Here is a 15,879-nt window from a genome sequence, read left to right on the forward strand (position 1 = left end):
GCAGCCTGAGCCAGGGAAACAACCGAATCATAGCTTAGGGACACCATCAGGTTGTCCAACTGATTGGGTCCACCTCACAATTGACCAACTCTCGAATTCCGGCCAGGCGAGTTACAATTTAATTGAGCAATCTGGTAACCAATTAAAAATCAAAGATCCAGCAAAATTGCCCAGTATCTGTGTTGGTTGTGGATCGGAATCTGATTTAGTCAAAGTAAAAGAAAGGCTTAGATATGTGAACCCGGTTGTTATGTTGTGGATTTTGCTCAGTCCGCTCGCATTGATCATTGCATATTCCGTTTTCAGAAAAGATGTAAATATAGAGTTTGAGAGATGTAGTTCATGTCATAATAAAAAAGTCATTTGGTCAAAAATATCAATGATCTCGTGGTTGAGTTTTGTTGGTTCAATAATTTTAAGGTTTCAATTTGACGGGGTAGTTGGTGTGTTTTTTGGCGTCATGATTTTTGCGTTTTTTTTGTTTTCTTTGTTCGCATCTGCCATGAAAGATCCTGGGGTTTCGGTAAAAAAATATAGTGAACCATATTTTTATCTCAAAGGGTTGAAGAAGTCTGTTGCTAGTAAAATTGTTAATGGTTAAAAAGCCATTAATCTAAAAATCTTGTGCCGGGTTCTCACCACCTTACTTGTCCGTCGTGCGTGAAGCCGGTCCTCCGTCTAGGAGCGAGCGTCTAGCTGTGATTGCCTCACCCGCATAGTGATACTATAGTGTCACTATCAATTTGGATCAGGGTGAGCCCATGAAAGTTGAGCTTGTTACAAACCTTAAGCGTCAAGCTACAAAAATCTTGGCAGACCTGCGTCTGTCCAAAGAGCCGGTACTGATCACTGAACATGGCCAGCCATCCGCTTATCTTGTTGATGTGCAGGATTACGAGTTCATGCAGCGCCGACTTGAGCTACTTGAGGGGCTCTCACGGGGAGAGCGAGCTGTACTAGAGGGAAGAATGTACAGCCAAAGTGAGGCCAGGGAGAAAATGAGTAAATGGCTGAAGTAATCTGGACAGAGCCCGCCCTTCAAGAACTGGATGCCATCGCTGAGTATATTGCTCTAGACAATCCTGCTGCCGCACGCGATCTGGTCCAACTGGTTTTCGATAAGACCGAGCGTTTGGAAAGCTTTCCTCAATCCGGGCGGATTCCTCCCGAACTCCCCAATTCGGTATACAGAGAGGTCGTGGTTCCGCCGTGTCGTATTTTCTATCGTCAGGACGAGAGGCGGGTTCTCATCCTCTATGTCATGCGAGAGGAGCGGCAGCTTCGTGCGTACATGCTTGGAAGCAGCTAACCAGGCGCGTCACTCGGATGCCTTTGCCTCTGCTTTGCTACGCCAAAGCTACCGGCCCGGTGCGCTTCGGCGTCATACGGACGCTCGTCTTGACGTACGTACCTAAAGGCGTACACTTGGTTAAAAATTGAACTCACAAGAGGTGCGTCATGGCAGGAATCACAGCGACTGAGGCGCGCAGCAACCTTTATCGGTTGATTGACGAGACCGCCGAGTCCCACCAACCAATCGTCATTATGGGTAAGCGGAACAAAGCCGTTCTGGTTTCTGAGGAGGACTGGTCCGCAATTCAGGAAACACTCTACCTGCTCTCCGTACCTGGTATGCGGGAGTCTATTCGTGAGGGGATGGATACCCCCGTGGATGAATGTGATGAGGAGCTGGACTGGTGACATGGAAGTTGGTTTACACCAGGCAAGCCCAGAAAGATGCAAAAAAGCTTGCCTCCAGCGGTCTCAAACCAAAAGCCCAGGAGCTGTTAGCGCTGATAGCGGAAGATCCATACCGCAAGCCGCCTCCGCTTGAGAAGCTCATTGGTGATCTGGCGGGGGCCTATTCGCGCCGCATTAATATTCAGCATCGTCTGGTCTACCAAGTGCTAGAGGACGAGCAAGTGGTGAAAGTTCTCAGGCTCTGGAGCCACTACGAATAATGCATAACCAGCCGCTGTTGCCGGACAATCTTCCCACCGCTTCGCGGCTCCAAAATTGTCGCAAAGCTCCGCTATAAATCAGGGTTTAGCCATCAATGGAGTGGCGCAAGGGCGATTACCTAATCACTGACGATTCCAAGGTGCAACTGGGTATCGTCCACCGCTTGCTTGCGGCAACCTATTGGGGTGGCCGCCGTCCTCAAGAAACCGTCGAGCGTATGATGGTGTTGCAAACCCGCGATGCTCAAGGATTGTACGAGAAGTTTGGCTTCTCTGGAAATAGTGCTCGGCTTCGCGGGTCTTGTAGCACCGAAGCCAGACGAAGAGTCAGCCGATGTTGTCGGTCGACTTCACGGAACAGCAGTAATCCGGCATCGGAGGTGATGTGGCCACCAGAGAAATCGGCTTCAATCTGGCGGCGTGCGAGTGGCGAGAAAGTCAGTTTTTCAGGTGCCATTTGGAAGCGGCTGTTGGTGTTGGTTTCTTGGGTAAGGTCTTGAAACCTTAGCACTTTCAGCCGGACGTGATATTCACATGAAGTCAGGCTTCGTCATATGAAACTTGAAAACATTGAAATGCTCATTGATGGCTCGGGTGAAATTACCGTTGGCAGAGCTGGGCCGGTTCGTTGTGCGGCGACCGCATCTGATGAAGGGCAGTGCCTTGCGATGTTAGTTCGTCAGCCTGAAGAGCCATTCGAGGATTTGCTCGCACGATTGGATCGCGCCATTGCTGATGCAGTCGAGGAACAGATATTTGTTGATGAAATCAATGAATAGGCTGTCAAACGTCATACATCATTGCGACCGGATGCCGCGTGCCGGGGTTTCAATCTGTTGGGTGCCGCTCGTTTAGAGGCCGAAAGCCTTGGCTGGTGTTTGCTGACCCTCGCACACTATACTGTACTACAATGTATTAACCCGCATTGGAGGTACAGTCATGAGCGTTACCACCGTTCGTCTTCAGGCAGAAGTTGAAGAGCACCTGGAAGCAATCGCCGGCAGGCTCCACCGGAGCAAAGGCTGGGTGATTAACCAGGCGCTTTCGGAGTACATCGAAAAACAACAGCGTGAGCAGGCGCGTTGGCAGCAAACGCTTGATGCAATGGAGTCGGCGGCACAAGGAAAGGTAGTCGATGCTAACGACGTCCATAGCTGGCTCAATAGCTGGGGAACCGAAAACGAGCAGGATGCGCCGAGGTCAGGTAATTGAAACTGGTTTACACGGACGAAGCCATTGAAGACTTGAAGCGCCTTAGGGAATTTATAGCAGTCCACAATCCCTCTGCGGCCTCCAGGATAGCGGCCGAGCTGGTGACCAAGATCGAATTGCTACCAGACTTTCCAAAGATGGGCACACCGGTTGAAATGGCGCCGCTTCCCGATTCCATCCGCGATATGGTTTTTGGCAATTACGTTGTCCGTTATTCAGTACATGGGAGTGCCATTATCATTCTTCGGGTATGGCATGAAATGGAAGGTGAACGGTAGCAATTTAACCAGCCGCTGTTGTCGGAAATTGTCCAGCGTTACGCAGCTCCAAAATTGTCGTAGAGCGCAGGGTTAACTGTCTTATGAGCTTTTCTGTAGCCTCGCTATCACTCAGGGAAGATTTACTCGATGAGTTGCAATGCAACATTAAGAAACTTATTGAATTGCAAATTCAGAAGCTTTTTAAGAGTAACGTGTTCAGTTTTGTTGGCATCCGCTATTAGTGGGTGCGAAGTGATGTATGGCGTTGTCCTGATGGCTTCTTGCGGTTTTTCTTCGGACCTGGAGATCCACCCTGAAACATTGCCAGTGGCAATCGTGGGCCAACCTTACCGCGTGGATATTTCAGCTTCGGGAAAGCAAGCGCCAATTGGAGATTTTTATTTGTCTGCTGGTCAACTTCCGGTGGGTCTTGAGTTTATCTTTTTGGATAATAGATCAGGTGAATCTACGGCTGCTATCGAAGGTGTTCCATTAGAAACGGGAAATTTCCCGATCGCTGTTGGAGCGAGGACTTATGGTACCCACTGTGCCGGTCAAACAGCCAATAACGAATATGCATTGGAAGTTATTGATAAATAAAATTATTCACTGGGATTAAATTTGGCCGGATTTTTATTCGCTCTACGTTCGAGTCAAAAGTTTTAGTCTGCTACATTCGCAACTTGCCTGACTTGGCGTCGGCTTTGATGGAGGAATTGACATTGAAATCAGGAATCTTTATAGCATCGATACTTTTGCTGGTTGGATGTGCGTCTCAAGGACAAACTGTTCCTGCAGTAATCGATAAAGACGCAGTTATTGAGCCTGTTATCGAACAAAACGCGGCTGGAGAAGCCTCAATCATGACGAATCCGGCCCTGAAGTCTTACAGGGAGGAATATGTTAATGCAACCGAGCATAAGGCGTTTGCTCAGTCAGAGAGTGGTGCCTGGTCCTGGAAGTCGAATAGAACCTCAATAGGTTACGCAATAGATAACGCTCTAATTGGGTGTCAAAGGAACAATAGAAGATACGAAGAAGAGTATCCGTGTAAGATAATCAATATCGATGGAGTATGGGCCAAAGAGCACTAGATTTCAGAAAAACTGAATGAGGATTGCTCGAAACCACAAAATAATAGTGTGGTTTCCGGTCTTTCAATCAACCATGAAAAAGGGCAGTGATGAATAAGCGAAACGCATGGATAGCTGGAATCGCCTCTTTATTGGTCCCGGGATTGGGGCACATGTACGCAGGAGCTCCAGGGCGGGGACTGATGATTGTCGCCTGTTTTCTGAGTAGCCTCTTGCTGGGAGGAGTCTTCGGGGCATTTTCTACGAAATATGGCATGGTAATGCTCGCAGCCATTGCTTTACTGTTCTCCGTTGTTCTTATCGTCAGTGCGGTAGTTGAGGCCCGCCGTAGTGAAGAGTATGAGTTGCGCTGGTTTAACCGATGGTACTGGTATGTCGCAGCCTTTCTGGTCGTATCGCTGGGGCTTCAGGCGTTCTTTGTATTTCGCGGTTCCATACTCGGGTATGAATCCTTTCAGATCCACGCCCAGTCGATGGTGCCGACTCTTGAGGTTGGTGACTTCATCGCGGTTGATACGCGTTACCGGGAGCCGGCAATCGGTGATGTTATCGTATTTCATCCGCCTACAGATCCGGAAGGCTCGTATGTCAAACGTGTGGCAGCAATCGGTGGTGACAGGATTGCAATTCAAAATGGCGACGTGGTGGTAAACGGGGTTGTGGAAGACAAGCTTTTCGTGCCTGCTGATTCGAGAGGAAGAGAATATTCGGTGAGTATGGCTACCCGGCAAGTACCCGAAGGCAGTTTTTTCGTGCTTGGTGATCTGCGCGATAATAGTAATGACAGTCGCTTCTGGGGTACGGTTTCAGACGATAACCTTGTCGGCAAGGTCACATACATTTGGTATTCGAGTAACGCTAAGCGAATCGGGACACGCGTTCGCTGATTTTAATCCGCCCATCGCAACAAGGATTGTATTCGCTCATGAACATCAACCTGGCTATGGTCCCTTTTATTCTCGGCTTCGTAACGCTGGTGCCGGCGGCTCTGGCCGCTCTGGTTGCCCGGAAGCAGAAGCGCTCCGTTGGCATGTGCGCGCTGGTGGCGTTTGTCCTGGGGATGATCAGCATGATTGGTGGCTGGGTGTACCTGGCCGTGCTGACGTTGCTGCCTCCTGCCACCCCGGATAATCCGCCGGGTAATGCCGGATAACGCCAAAATGTGGTGACGGCTTTGCATCGCCGGAGGCCTCCATCGTCATGAAGGTTCTGCTGCTGCCGGGAATGGATGGCACCGGTCAGCTCTTCGAGCCGCTGCTGAGGGCGTGGCCGGGTGATCTGGCGCCGACGGTGGTGTCTTTGAACCATCTGTCGGCTGACGGTTACCGGGAACAGGTGGCGCAGCTTTGCGGCCAGTTGTCGGCGGCCCCGGTGGTGATCGTGGCGGAATCCTATTCGGGCCCCATTGCCTATGCACTGTGTCGGGAACTGGGAAGCCGGGTGGCCGGGGTGGTGTTTCTGGCAAGTTTTGTCTCCCGACCGTGTGGGGTGGTTCGGCTGGCGCGGCGATTACCGGCGGCGTCACTGCGACTCGACTGGTTGCCGGATCGGTTGCTCAATGGCATTGGATTTGGTGGTCTTGGCACGGCGGCGTCGATGGCGTCGGTTCGGCTGGCGGTGCAGGATGTTGCCCCGGCGGTTCTCAAGCAGCGGTTGAGCAACATGGCTGTGCTCAGGGAGCCTAGCGAGCGTATTTCAACGCCTGCGGTCTACATTCGCCCAACCCGTGATTACCTGGTCAGCCAGGCCGCTGTCGATATGGTCGCCCGGGTATTTCCCGCGCTCAGGGTAATCCCCCTGGAAGGCGGTCATTTCATCGCGCAAGGCCAGCCTGATGCCTGCGCACAGATCATTTTGCAGTTTGTACGCCAGGGCTTTCCTTCCTCTGATCGCGCGGGGCATTAGACGTCAGACGTTGGGGAAAGGACCCAATCAATATCAAATGCAGTGCCGGAATTGGCTATAAGGAAAACCATGATTCGCAGAAAGCGTCCACTTCGAATGGGAGTGTGTTTGCTGGTATTGGCCGTTGCGAGTCTCCTGGTCGGTCTGTTGAGCGGCTTTGAGGCTGGTGGCCGCTCATACGAGAACTATGGTTTTCTCCACGTATTGGGGATTGGAGTAGTTCTGTTGGTTGGCTCTGCACTGGTCGGCTATGGAATCTCCAGCAAAAGCCCTATGGGGAAGCTGGGAAGGTCCGTCTATCGTGTCTACCTGCGTAGCAAGCGCAGATGATACGGTTGCTGGTGGCTGACACTCTGCCCTGGCCAAGTCCGCTGACGAGAACGCTATGATCGAACTGCAACGGCCGAAGGATCTGGCGCGACTGCGTCGTCTTGCCCTGAACGCCCAGGGCCTGCTACAGGCGCAACCGTTTGGCCGTGGTTTGGCGGGTGCGCGGCGGGCCATTGGCCACGTTGGCTATGTCCAGATTGATACCATCTCGGTGGTTGAGCGCGCCCACCATCACGTCCTTCACACCCGGGTGCCCGGCTTCGAGTCGGTCATGGTCGACCGGATGCTGCGGGACCGGGATATCTTTGAGTACTGGTCCCACGCCGCGGCCTTTCTGCCCATCGACGATTTTCGTTTCTCATTACCCTACAAGCACGCCATCAGAAGCGGCCAGACGCACTGGTTCCGGAAGCCGGACCGAGCGCTGATGGCGGAGTTGCTGGCCCGCATTCGTGCCGAAGGGCCGCTGCGGTCCCGGGATCTCGAAGCCGGTGCTCGCAAGCAGGCCGGCTGGTGGGACTGGAAACCTGCCAAGAAGGCGCTGGAGCAGCTGTACATGGAAGGCGAGCTGATGGTCAGTGACCGCGAGGGCTTCCAGAAAAGCTACGACCTGACCGAGCGGGTGTTGCCTTCGGACGTCGACACCCGCATGCCCACCACCGACGAGTTTGCCAGCCACCTGCTTGAGCAGCAGTTGCGCTGCCATGGCCTGGTGTCGCTCAAGGGGCTGACCTACCTGCGCCGCAACGCCGATCTGCGTCAGGCCGTTAAGGCGTTGGTGGATGACAGGCTGGCGCAGGGGAGGTTGGAACCGGTGCGGGTGAACGGGGGTGAGGTGTTTCTGCTGGTCGCGGGGGCGCTCGATCAACCCCTGCCGCGGCTGGGCAACCGTTTGCGAATCCTGTCGCCGTTCGACAACAGCGTTATTCAGCGCGACCGCCTCCGGGCCCTGTTCCAGTACGACTACCAGATCGAGTGCTACGTGCCGAAAGCCAAGCGCCAGTATGGCTACTTTTGCCTGCCGCTGCTGTACCGCGACGAATTTATTGGCCGCATGGACTGCAAGGCCCATCGCAAGCGCCGGCAGCTGGAAATCAAGTCGCTGCACTTTGAGCCGCATCGCTTTGGCGACGACGCGGTTGTATCGGCCTTTGCCGATGCGATCGGCAACTTCTGCCGGTTTCAGGGTTGTGAGTCGGTGTCGTTGACGGCGGTTTATCCGCACCGGCTGGCCCAAACTCTGAACCTTGCGCTGGAATCCTTGCGGTGATGCCAGTCTGGGCGCGTTATTGTTTTGGGGTTTGTAGCACCAGCTCCGCTTGCGAACGGTTAGACGCTCTGTCGTCAATTACGGTATAACGTGCAGTCAGGGCTGAATCGGACGGGCCCGAAACAATTGGACTGTGGATACGATTGATGGACCGATACCGGACCCTGATCCTGCTGGCAGGCCTGTGGCTGCTGGCCTTTGGTGCCCAGGCGGAGCCGCGGGTAGTACTGGGCGATGGCGACATTGAGCTGACCGACTTTGCCATTGGCTACTTCGTCGACCAGAGCAAGGCCTTGTCCTATCCACAGGTTCGCAACCAGACGTTCACCGAAACCGGCAACCGAACCACCCTGGGCACCAACGCCCGGGTCACCTGGTATCGGGTGATCCTCGATAACCCTGGCCCTCAGCCCCGCACGGTCAGCGTGCACCTGCCCCACGCTTACCATGTACAGGAAGTGGCGCTTTATGAGGAGCAGGGAGGGCGCCTGGTGCGCGACGAGCACCTGGCCCTGGATGAGGCCGCCGACAGCCCGCTGATGTATCGCGGCGTGGTGGTGTACTCGCTGACGGTGCCGGCGGGGGCGTCCACCACGCTCTATGTCCGCAGCCATTCCTACTCCCACCAGTGGTTTGCCCTGGAGATTCTCGATCAGGACCATTCCCGGCGGACGCTGATGGGCAGCAAGCACGACATTGCCCTGATGGTGGGGATGATGCTGGCGCTGGTGTTCTACAACTGCCTGTTGTACTTCGCCACCAGCAAGAAAGAGAACATCTACTACTCGCTCTACCTGATTTCCGGGCTGGTGTGGATTGCCCTGTCCTACGGGCTGGTCGCCAGTCTGTTCAATGCCTATGGCGCAACGGTGTTCCAGCTCAACATGTCGCTGATCACCATGCCGATTTTCCTGCTGTTGTTCATGATGTCGATCTTCGACACCCGGCGACTCTATCCCACCGAACACCGCTGTCTGCAGGCGTTGCTGGTGCTGTTGGTGGCCACGCTGGCGTACAGCGTGTTCGATATTTCCGGCGCGCTGAAACCGGCCAGCAGCCTGGCGGCCCTGATGATGGTGGTGACGTTTTCGGTGAGCATTTCGCTGTACCGCAAGGGCAACCCGCTGGTGAAATTCTTTCTGGTGGGGCACACCTTCTTCGTGGTGTTCAACGGTATTGCGGTGCTGTTTTACAAGGGCCTGATTGCACCCAGCTACTGGAGCAGCCATGGCGTTGGTATTGGCATCGTGCTGGAAGCGCTGACCCTGGCGTTCATTATTTCCTACCGGATCAAGGTGCTGGAGGACATCCGCGCGTCCCAGGACGAACTCAAGAAGCAGGCGGCCACCGATCCATTGACCCGGCTCTACAATCGCCGGTATTTTCACTCCGAAGCCGACTTCCTGCTGGAGCTGGCCAAGTCCCGGGCGGAGCCGCTGTCAGTGCTGGTGCTGGACATCGACCATTTCAAGCAGGTGAACGACAGCCACGGTCACCATGTGGGCGACCAGGTCATCGTGCGTCTGGCCCAGGTGCTGCGGCAGTTCAGCCGTTCCAACGATCTGGTGGCGCGCTTCGGCGGCGAGGAGTTTGTGATGCTGCTGCCCAACGCCGACCGTGCGGAGGCGGAAATCTGCTCGGAACGGATTCGCGCCGCGACCGAGTCGTTGGCGGTGGCGGTAGACGCCAGCACCAGCCTGGGCTTCACCATCAGCATTGGTATTGCCGAAGTCGCTGTTGGCCAGGAGAGCACTGAGGCGGCTATCAAACGGGCCGACCGGGCACTCTACAGGGCCAAGCGCAGCGGTCGTAACCGGGTCTGTGTCGATCTGCCGGCACCGGCCTGAACCGCAAGGGTGGCCCCGCGAAGGCCGCCACCATCCCGACAGAGGAGCTGTCGGAGACCATCCACCAGGGACAGGATGTAACACATCATGACACCAACCCGTGTGCTGGCCGCGTTGCTGGCCGGCCTTGCCATCACTGCTGTTCAGGCGCAGGAATACGGCACCAACCCGATGCCCCAGGACATCGCGTCGCTGAGTTCATCGGACTACACGGTGATTGAGCGTTTTGCTGACACCTTTCGGGGCAATGGCAGCATGAACCCCGGCCTCTATCGGGTCTGCGACCGCTACACCCTGATGCTCAATCCGGCGGCCCAGCGGCAGGAATTTCCTGACCAGCACTACACGATTCCGGCGGATGATCCGCTGTTCGATGAGCTGATGGAGCTTGCGGCCAAAACCCGACATGCTTACTGCAATGTGGATTACGATGCCGTTGCAGAGCAGGCGCTGGCGGCGTTTTTGAGTGATCCGGCCTTCAACCGTCGATATCTGCCGGCGATGCGCCGGATCTCCCGCCATAAGCCGGAGCCGGGCGACCAGAACCGGGCCTATCAGGGCTTTGACCGTGCCCTGGAGAACTACCTCAGGGCAGAACGCCAACCGCTGTTGGATCGTTACTTCGCCCAGGTTCAGGAACTGCACGATCGCTACTTTGCCTGCGAAGGCTGTCAGTGATCCTTCATCAACACGATAGAGAGGAAAGCCGGCTCCGGTGTCCGGGGCTGGCGTTTGGGTATGGATAAGCAACCTGAAAAAGTGGTTCGCATCGCCACCGAGCGGGCCGAACAGCGTCGCCGTGGCTGGCGCTACCGGGTTCAGAAAACGGCTCCGTTGCTGATGGCGGCGGTGCTGGTAGTACTGGCGGTACTGTTTCACGAATCCGACAGCACCGTGCCGGTGATGGATGCGGATGAGCCGGTGAGCCGGGTGAACGCCGATGGCGACCTGGTGGTGACGATCCCGGCAGACCGTCGTGGTCATTATGTGTTTGCCGGCCGGATCAACGGTCAGCCGGTGAAGTTCCTGCTCGATACCGGCGCCACCCGGGTGGCGATTCCCGGCGGCGTGGCCAACCATCTCGATCTTACCCGCGGGGTGATGTACCAGACCCACACCGCCAATGGCACCTCCATGGCGTACCACACCCTGCTGGATTCGGTGCAGGTCGGCGGTATTGAGCAGCGCACGGTCAATGCGGCGATCCTGCCGGATTTTGACGGCGATGAAATACTGTTGGGGATGTCGTTCCTGAAAGAGCTGGACCTCCGCCAGAGCGGAGGCCAGCTGATCCTGACCCTGCCGGCCCGCTAGCGCTCCTGCTGGCTGACCGCCTGCCCCGGCGACGGGGCACCGGCCAGGGTGCGGTACAGGCCGACCATGGCCAATACCGTGTCGGTGCGGCCTTGGCTCAGGGCCTGGTCACTGGCGAGCTGTTCCCGCTCGGCGTCGAGCACCTCGAAGTAGCCGATGTAGCCCTGGCGGTAGCGGGTCCGGGCCAGGTCCGCCGCGGCCTGGGCTGCCTCGGCGGCGGTCTCCAGCTGGGCAGTGCGCAACTGACTGCGCTGGTAGCGTATCAGCCGGTTCTCGGTTTCCTCGAGGGCTTCCAGCACCACCTGGCGGTAGTCGGCCAGGGCCGCACGGGCGTCCGCATCCTCGGCGTCGATGCGGGCCTGGACCCGGCCGAAATTGAGGAAGGTCCAGTCGATACCCAGAGCGACCCGGCGGGACTCCGCGCCGGCGCTGAACAGGTCGCCGCCGTCCAGGGCCACGGTACCCAGCAGGGCATCGAGGCTGAAGCGGGGGAACAGGTCGGCGGTGGCCACGCCAATGTCGGCGGTGGCCGCCGCCAGCTGGCGTTCGGCCTGGCGCACGTCCGGGCGCCGGCGCAACACGTCACCGGGGCTACCCACCGGGATGGCGGGGATGACCGTGGGCAGCGCCGTGGCTGGCTGCAATTGCGCCACCAGCTGTCCCGGCGCCTGACCGGTCAGCACCGCCAGGCGATGCATGCGGACGCGAATGTCCGCCTCCAGCCGGGGCACCACGGCGCGGGTGCTGGCCAGCTGGGCGCGGGCCCGCAGGACATCAAAGTCGGTGCTGCGGCCGGCGTCCATGCGGGCGCTGACGATGGCCAGGGAATCCTGTTGCAGGGTGACATTGCGCTGGGCCACCGTCAGCTGCTGTTGCAGCCCCCGCAGTTCAAAGTAACTGCTGGCCAGTTGCCCGACCAGCGCCACCCGCAAGGCGTCCAGTTCCGCTTCGCTGGCCTGCAGCCGGGCACCCTGGGCCTCGGTGGCGCGGCGCAGGCGACCGAACAGGTCCAGTTCCCAGCTGGCGTTGGCGTCGATCCGGAACCGTTCAATGTCGCCGTCCCCGCCAGCGGGCCGCTCTGATTCGGGCAGGTGCAGTGCCGCCGCAGAGGCGCCTGTGCCAATTGTTGGCAACTGCTCGCTGCGGCTGCCTCGCAGCAGTGCCTTGGCCCGCTGGTAGCGGGTCAGCGCCGCCTGCAGGTCGAGGTTGGCGGTGAGGGTCTGGTCGATCAGTTGCGCCAGCAAAGGGTCGCCAAAGCCGCGCCAGAAGCGGGCTTCCTCAGCCGCATTGAAGGACTGCTGGTTGTGCTCGGTGCTGAACCGGGCCGGAGCCTCCAGCACCGGCGGCTGGTAGTCCGGGCCGACGGCGCAGCCGGCCAGCAGCACGAAGCTGCTGGCGATCAGGCGCATCTTAGGCATGGTTTCCTCCTGGCAGGGCTGCCGGGTTCTGGTCGTCGTCCCCGGACAGGGTGGAGCTGTGGTGGCTGGTCAGGGGCTTGCTGCCGGACAGCTTGCGCAGGGCCACGTAGAACACCGGGGTCAGGAACAGGCCGAACAGGGTGACCCCGATCATGCCGGCGAACACCGCGGTGCCCAGCGCGGCCCGCACTTCGGCGCCGGCACCGGTGGCCAGCACCAGCGGCACCACGGCGGCGGTGAAGGTGATGGACGTCATGATGATGGGGCGCAGGCGCAGACGGCAGGCTTCCAGTGCCGCATCCACAATGCCCCGGCCCTGCAGTTCCAGCTCACGGGCAAATTCGACGATCAGGATGGCGTTCTTGCAGGCGAGGCCGATCAACACCACCAGACCAACCTGAACAAAGATGTTGTTGTCGCCATCGCCGAACCAGACGCCAATCAGTGCCGACAGCATGCACATGGGCACGATCAGGATCACCGCCAGCGGCAGGGTCCAGCTTTCGTACAGCGCCGCCAGTACCAGGAACACCAGCAGGATGGCCAGCGGGAACACCACCAGCGCGGCGTTGCCCTGGTTGGCCTGCTGGTAGCTCAGGTCGCTCCACTCGAAGTCCATGCCCGGCGGCAGCACCTGTGCGGCAATGCCGCCGAGGGCGCCCATGGCCTGGGCCGAAGACAGCACCCGGGGGTCGGATTCGCCGGCCAGGTCTGCCGCCGGGTAGCCGTTGAAGCGGATCACCGGGTCCGGACCGAAGGTCTCGCGCAGGGTCACCATCGAGCCGATGGGTACCATCTCGCCCTGGTCATTGCGGGTCCGCAGCCGGGCGATGTCTTCAATGCTGTCGCGGTAGGGGGCATCGGCCTGGGCAATCACCTGCCAGGTACGGCCAAACTGGTTGAAGTCGTTGACGTAGCTGGACCCCAGGTAGGTCTGCAGGGTGTCAAACAGCTCGGTGAGCGGCACCCCCTGGGCCTTGGCCTTGAGGCGGTCCACCTCGGCATCCAGCTGTGGCACGTTGGCCTGGTAGCTGGTCACCGGGAAGCTCATGCCCGGAGTCTGGGCAACGGTGCCCTGGAACCGGTTGACCGCTTCCTGCAGGGCGCCATAGCCCAGGTTGCCGCGGTCTTCGATGAACATCTGGTAGCCAGACCCGCTGCCCAGGCCGAGGATCGGTGGCGGCATGAAGGAGAAGGCAAAGCCTTCCTTCAGCCCGGCGATCTGCTGGTTGATCCGGGCGTTGATCTGTTCGGCACTGAGGCTGCGTTCCTCGAACGGCTTGAGGGGGAAGAACACCACACCGGTGTTGGAGGTGTTGGTGAACTGCAGCGCATTGAGGCCCGGGAAGGCGATGGCATGATCGACGCCGTCGGTTGCCATGGCAATGTCGGTGACCTTTTGCAGCAGCTCATCGGTACGCTCCAGTGAGGCCCCCTCCGGCAGTTTCACGCCCGCCATCAGGTACAGCTTGTCCTGCACCGGGATAAAGCCGGGTGGCACCACCTTGAACATGAAGCCGGTGGCGGTGAGCAGCAGGGCATAGACCACAAACACCGCGCCGCGGCGCCGCAGCGACCGTGAAACACCGCCTTCGTAGCGGCGGGCACTGGCGTCGAAGAAGCGGTTGAAGGGCCGGAACAGCCAGCCGAACAGGGCGTCAATCAACCGTTGCAGACGGTCTTTGGGCGCACTGTGAGGTTTCAGCAGCATCGCCGCCATGGCCGGAGACAGAGTCAGGGAGTTGATGGTGGAAATCACCGTGGAGATGGCGATGGTGACCGCGAACTGACGGTAGAACTGGCCGGTGACACCGGACAGGAACGCCATCGGAATAAACACCGCACACAGCACCAAGCCAATGGCGACGATCGGGCCAGACACCTCTTTCATCGCCTGGTGGGCCGCCGCCAGCGGTTTAAGGCCTTCCTCAATGTTCCGTTCGACGTTTTCCACCACGACGATGGCGTCGTCCACTACGATGCCGATGGCCAGCACCAGACCGAACAGGGTCAGGGTGTTGATGGAGTAGCCCAGCAGGTACAGCGCCCCGAATGTGCCCACCACCGACACCGGCACCGCCAGCAGCGGGATGATGGAGGCGCGCCAGGTCTGCAGGAACAGGGTGACCACCAGCACCACCAGCAACACGGCTTCCAGCAGGGTGGAAATCACCGACTTGATGGAATCGCTGACAAAAATGGTGGTGTCGTACACCGCCTCGTAGCCGACGCCGTCCGGGAATAGCTCAGCGGCCTCGTCCATGGTGGCGATTACGTCGTTACGGATCTGCAGGGCGTTGGCGCCCGGGGCCTGGAAAATACCGATCGCGACGGCGTCTTTGCCGTTGAGCTGGGAGCGCAGGGTGTAGTCGCCGGCGCCCAGCTCCACCCGGGCGACGTCCGCCAGCCGCAGGATTTCGCCGTCGTCGCCGCGCTTGAGCACGATGTTGCCGAACTCTTCTGGAGTTTCCAGGCGGCCGCGGGCGTTGATCAGGGTGAGAAAGTCACTGTTGGCCACCGGCTCGGCACCGAGCTGGCCGGCGGACACCTGCACGTTCTGTTCGCGCATGGCCCGTACCACATCGCTGGCGGTCAGGCCGCGGGCGGCAATGCGCTCCGGATCAAGCCAGGCCCGCATGGCGTAGTCGCCGCCCCCGAAAACCTGGGCATTGCCGACGCCCTGGATGCGGGCCAGGCGATCGCGCACGTGTAGGCGGGCGTAGTTGCGCAGGTACAGGGTGTCGTAGCGGTCATCCGGTGAGGTCAGGTGCACCACCATCAGGAAGGTGGGGGACTGCTTCTGGGTGGTCACACCCTGGCGACGGACCGCTTCCGGTAACCGCGCCAGGGCCTGACTGACCCGGTTTTGCACCTTCACGGTGGCGTCGTCGGCGTCGGTTCCGGGGCGGAAGGTGACGGTCAGTTGCAGCACGCCGTCTGACCCGGCCACGGACTTGAAGTACATCATGCCTTCAACGCCGTTGATCGCTTCTTCCAGTGGCGTGGCCACGGTGTCGGCAATCTCCTTGGGGTTGGCGCCGGGGTAGACGGTGCGCACCATCACCGACGGCGGCACCACTTCGGGGTATTCGCTGATCGGCAGATTGGGGATGGAAATCAACCCGATGGCGAAAATTATGATGGATACCACGGCCGCAAAGATCGGCCGGTCCACGAAAAATCGCGAAAAATTCATGACAAAAGGCTCCTGTGCGACAGCCGTGGAGGCTGTCGCCGGTCTCTGGTTCCCTGGACGTGGGGTGTTAGA

The 15,879-nt window shown here is 58.4% G+C and carries 19 protein-coding genes and 1 pseudogene; 17 read left to right on the forward strand and 3 right to left on the reverse strand.

The genetic code is table 11. The features are described from left to right. The 5 genes from MLD24_RS15535 to MLD24_RS15555 form a co-directional block, all read left to right on the forward strand. Nucleotides 1-601, forward strand: a 601-nt coding sequence (locus MLD24_RS15535) for a hypothetical protein (RefSeq protein ID WP_248167803.1), incomplete at its 5' end; no start/stop codon positions are given. A 160-nt stretch (nt 602-761) separates the two neighbouring features. Beyond that, the gene (locus MLD24_RS15540) at nt 762-1,019 is read left to right on the forward strand and encodes a type II toxin-antitoxin system Phd/YefM family antitoxin (protein ID WP_248167805.1); all 258 of its coding nucleotides are present in this window, start codon (nt 762-764) and stop codon (nt 1,017-1,019) included. Then, nucleotides 1,007-1,309 carry a type II toxin-antitoxin system RelE/ParE family toxin gene (locus tag MLD24_RS15545; RefSeq protein WP_248167807.1) on the forward strand — a complete coding sequence of 101 codons (303 nt, stop codon included), beginning with the start codon at nt 1,007-1,009 and terminating at the stop codon, nt 1,307-1,309. The genes MLD24_RS15540 and MLD24_RS15545 overlap by 13 nt, the downstream gene beginning before the upstream one ends. Before the next feature lie 149 nt (nt 1,310-1,458). After that, nucleotides 1,459-1,701 carry a type II toxin-antitoxin system Phd/YefM family antitoxin gene (locus MLD24_RS15550; protein ID WP_075878843.1) on the forward strand — a complete coding sequence of 81 codons (243 nt, stop codon included), beginning with the start codon at nt 1,459-1,461 and terminating at the stop codon, nt 1,699-1,701. Then, nucleotides 1,698-1,961 carry a Txe/YoeB family addiction module toxin gene (locus MLD24_RS15555; RefSeq protein WP_227173068.1) on the forward strand — a complete coding sequence of 88 codons (264 nt, stop codon included), beginning with the start codon at nt 1,698-1,700 and terminating at the stop codon, nt 1,959-1,961. The genes MLD24_RS15550 and MLD24_RS15555 overlap by 4 nt, the downstream gene beginning before the upstream one ends. 268 nt (nt 1,962-2,229) lie before the next feature. Here the strand turns inward: MLD24_RS15555 and MLD24_RS15560 are convergent. Then, nucleotides 2,230-2,418, reverse strand: a pseudogene (locus MLD24_RS15560) (transposase); the annotation flags it as partial. 97 nt (nt 2,419-2,515) lie between these two features. On the opposite strand from MLD24_RS15560, the gene MLD24_RS15565 reads away from it, so the two are divergent. The 12 genes from MLD24_RS15565 to MLD24_RS15620 all read left to right on the forward strand — a co-directional run bounded on the left by MLD24_RS15565 (nt 2,516) and on the right by MLD24_RS15620 (nt 11,193). Further along, the gene (locus MLD24_RS15565) at nt 2,516-2,740 is read left to right on the forward strand and encodes a hypothetical protein (RefSeq protein ID WP_248167810.1); all 225 of its coding nucleotides are present in this window, start codon (nt 2,516-2,518) and stop codon (nt 2,738-2,740) included. Nucleotides 2,741-2,900: 160 nt separating this feature from the next. Beyond that, nucleotides 2,901-3,173, forward strand: a complete 273-nt coding sequence (locus tag MLD24_RS15570) for a CopG family ribbon-helix-helix protein (protein ID WP_227173070.1) — start codon at nt 2,901-2,903, stop codon at nt 3,171-3,173. Next, entirely contained in the window at nt 3,170-3,451 is a 282-nt protein-coding gene (locus MLD24_RS15575) for a type II toxin-antitoxin system RelE/ParE family toxin (protein WP_227173071.1), read from the forward strand. Before MLD24_RS15570 ends, MLD24_RS15575 begins: the two co-directional genes overlap by 4 nt. Nucleotides 3,452-3,688: 237 nt before the next feature. After that, nucleotides 3,689-4,033 (forward strand): hypothetical protein, encoded by a 345-nt coding sequence (locus MLD24_RS15580; protein WP_248167813.1) that lies wholly within the window; start codon nt 3,689-3,691, stop codon nt 4,031-4,033. A 122-nt stretch (nt 4,034-4,155) separates the two neighbouring features. Then, nucleotides 4,156-4,527 carry a hypothetical protein gene (locus MLD24_RS15585; RefSeq protein WP_248167815.1) on the forward strand — a complete coding sequence of 124 codons (372 nt, stop codon included), beginning with the start codon at nt 4,156-4,158 and terminating at the stop codon, nt 4,525-4,527. Nucleotides 4,528-4,709: 182 nt separating this feature from the next. Beyond that, nucleotides 4,710-5,414: a signal peptidase I gene (gene lepB / locus MLD24_RS15590; RefSeq protein ID WP_248167817.1), complete on the forward strand. Its 705-nt coding sequence runs from the start codon at nt 4,710-4,712 to the stop codon at nt 5,412-5,414. 38 nt (nt 5,415-5,452) lie between these two features. Then, nucleotides 5,453-5,680, forward strand: a complete 228-nt coding sequence (locus tag MLD24_RS15595) for a hypothetical protein (protein ID WP_248167821.1) — start codon at nt 5,453-5,455, stop codon at nt 5,678-5,680. Between the two features lie 47 nt (nt 5,681-5,727). Next, a complete protein-coding gene (locus tag MLD24_RS15600; RefSeq protein ID WP_248167824.1) occupies nt 5,728-6,432 on the forward strand; it encodes an alpha/beta fold hydrolase in 705 nt (234 codons plus the stop codon). A gap of 385 nt (nt 6,433-6,817) precedes the next feature. Beyond that, nucleotides 6,818-8,032: a winged helix-turn-helix domain-containing protein gene (locus MLD24_RS15605; protein WP_248167826.1), complete on the forward strand. Its 1,215-nt coding sequence runs from the start codon at nt 6,818-6,820 to the stop codon at nt 8,030-8,032. Nucleotides 8,033-8,178: 146 nt separating this feature from the next. Then, the gene (locus tag MLD24_RS15610; protein ID WP_248167828.1) at nt 8,179-9,879 is read left to right on the forward strand and encodes a sensor domain-containing diguanylate cyclase; all 1,701 of its coding nucleotides are present in this window, start codon (nt 8,179-8,181) and stop codon (nt 9,877-9,879) included. Between the two features lie 87 nt (nt 9,880-9,966). Further along, a complete protein-coding gene (locus MLD24_RS15615; RefSeq protein ID WP_248167830.1) occupies nt 9,967-10,557 on the forward strand; it encodes a hypothetical protein in 591 nt (196 codons plus the stop codon). 60 nt (nt 10,558-10,617) lie between these two features. Next, a complete protein-coding gene (locus tag MLD24_RS15620; protein WP_248167832.1) occupies nt 10,618-11,193 on the forward strand; it encodes a retropepsin-like aspartic protease family protein in 576 nt (191 codons plus the stop codon). Here MLD24_RS15620 and MLD24_RS15625 read toward each other — a convergent pair. Both MLD24_RS15625 and MLD24_RS15630 read right to left on the reverse strand, forming a co-directional pair. Further along, nucleotides 11,190-12,611 carry an efflux transporter outer membrane subunit gene (locus tag MLD24_RS15625; protein WP_248167834.1) on the reverse strand — a complete coding sequence of 474 codons (1,422 nt, stop codon included), beginning with the start codon at nt 12,609-12,611 and terminating at the stop codon, nt 11,190-11,192. The two genes, MLD24_RS15620 and MLD24_RS15625, sit on opposite strands and share 4 nt — an antisense overlap. Further along, nucleotides 12,604-15,807, reverse strand: a complete 3,204-nt coding sequence (locus MLD24_RS15630; RefSeq protein ID WP_248167836.1) for an efflux RND transporter permease subunit — start codon at nt 15,805-15,807, stop codon at nt 12,604-12,606. Before MLD24_RS15630 ends, MLD24_RS15625 begins: the two co-directional genes overlap by 8 nt. Between the last annotated feature and the right edge of the window lie 72 nt (nt 15,808-15,879).

Origin of the sequence: Marinobacter xestospongiae, assembly GCF_023156385.1 — a bacterium.
In the GTDB taxonomy this organism is placed as follows: Bacteria; Pseudomonadota; Gammaproteobacteria; order Pseudomonadales; family Oleiphilaceae; genus Marinobacter; species Marinobacter xestospongiae.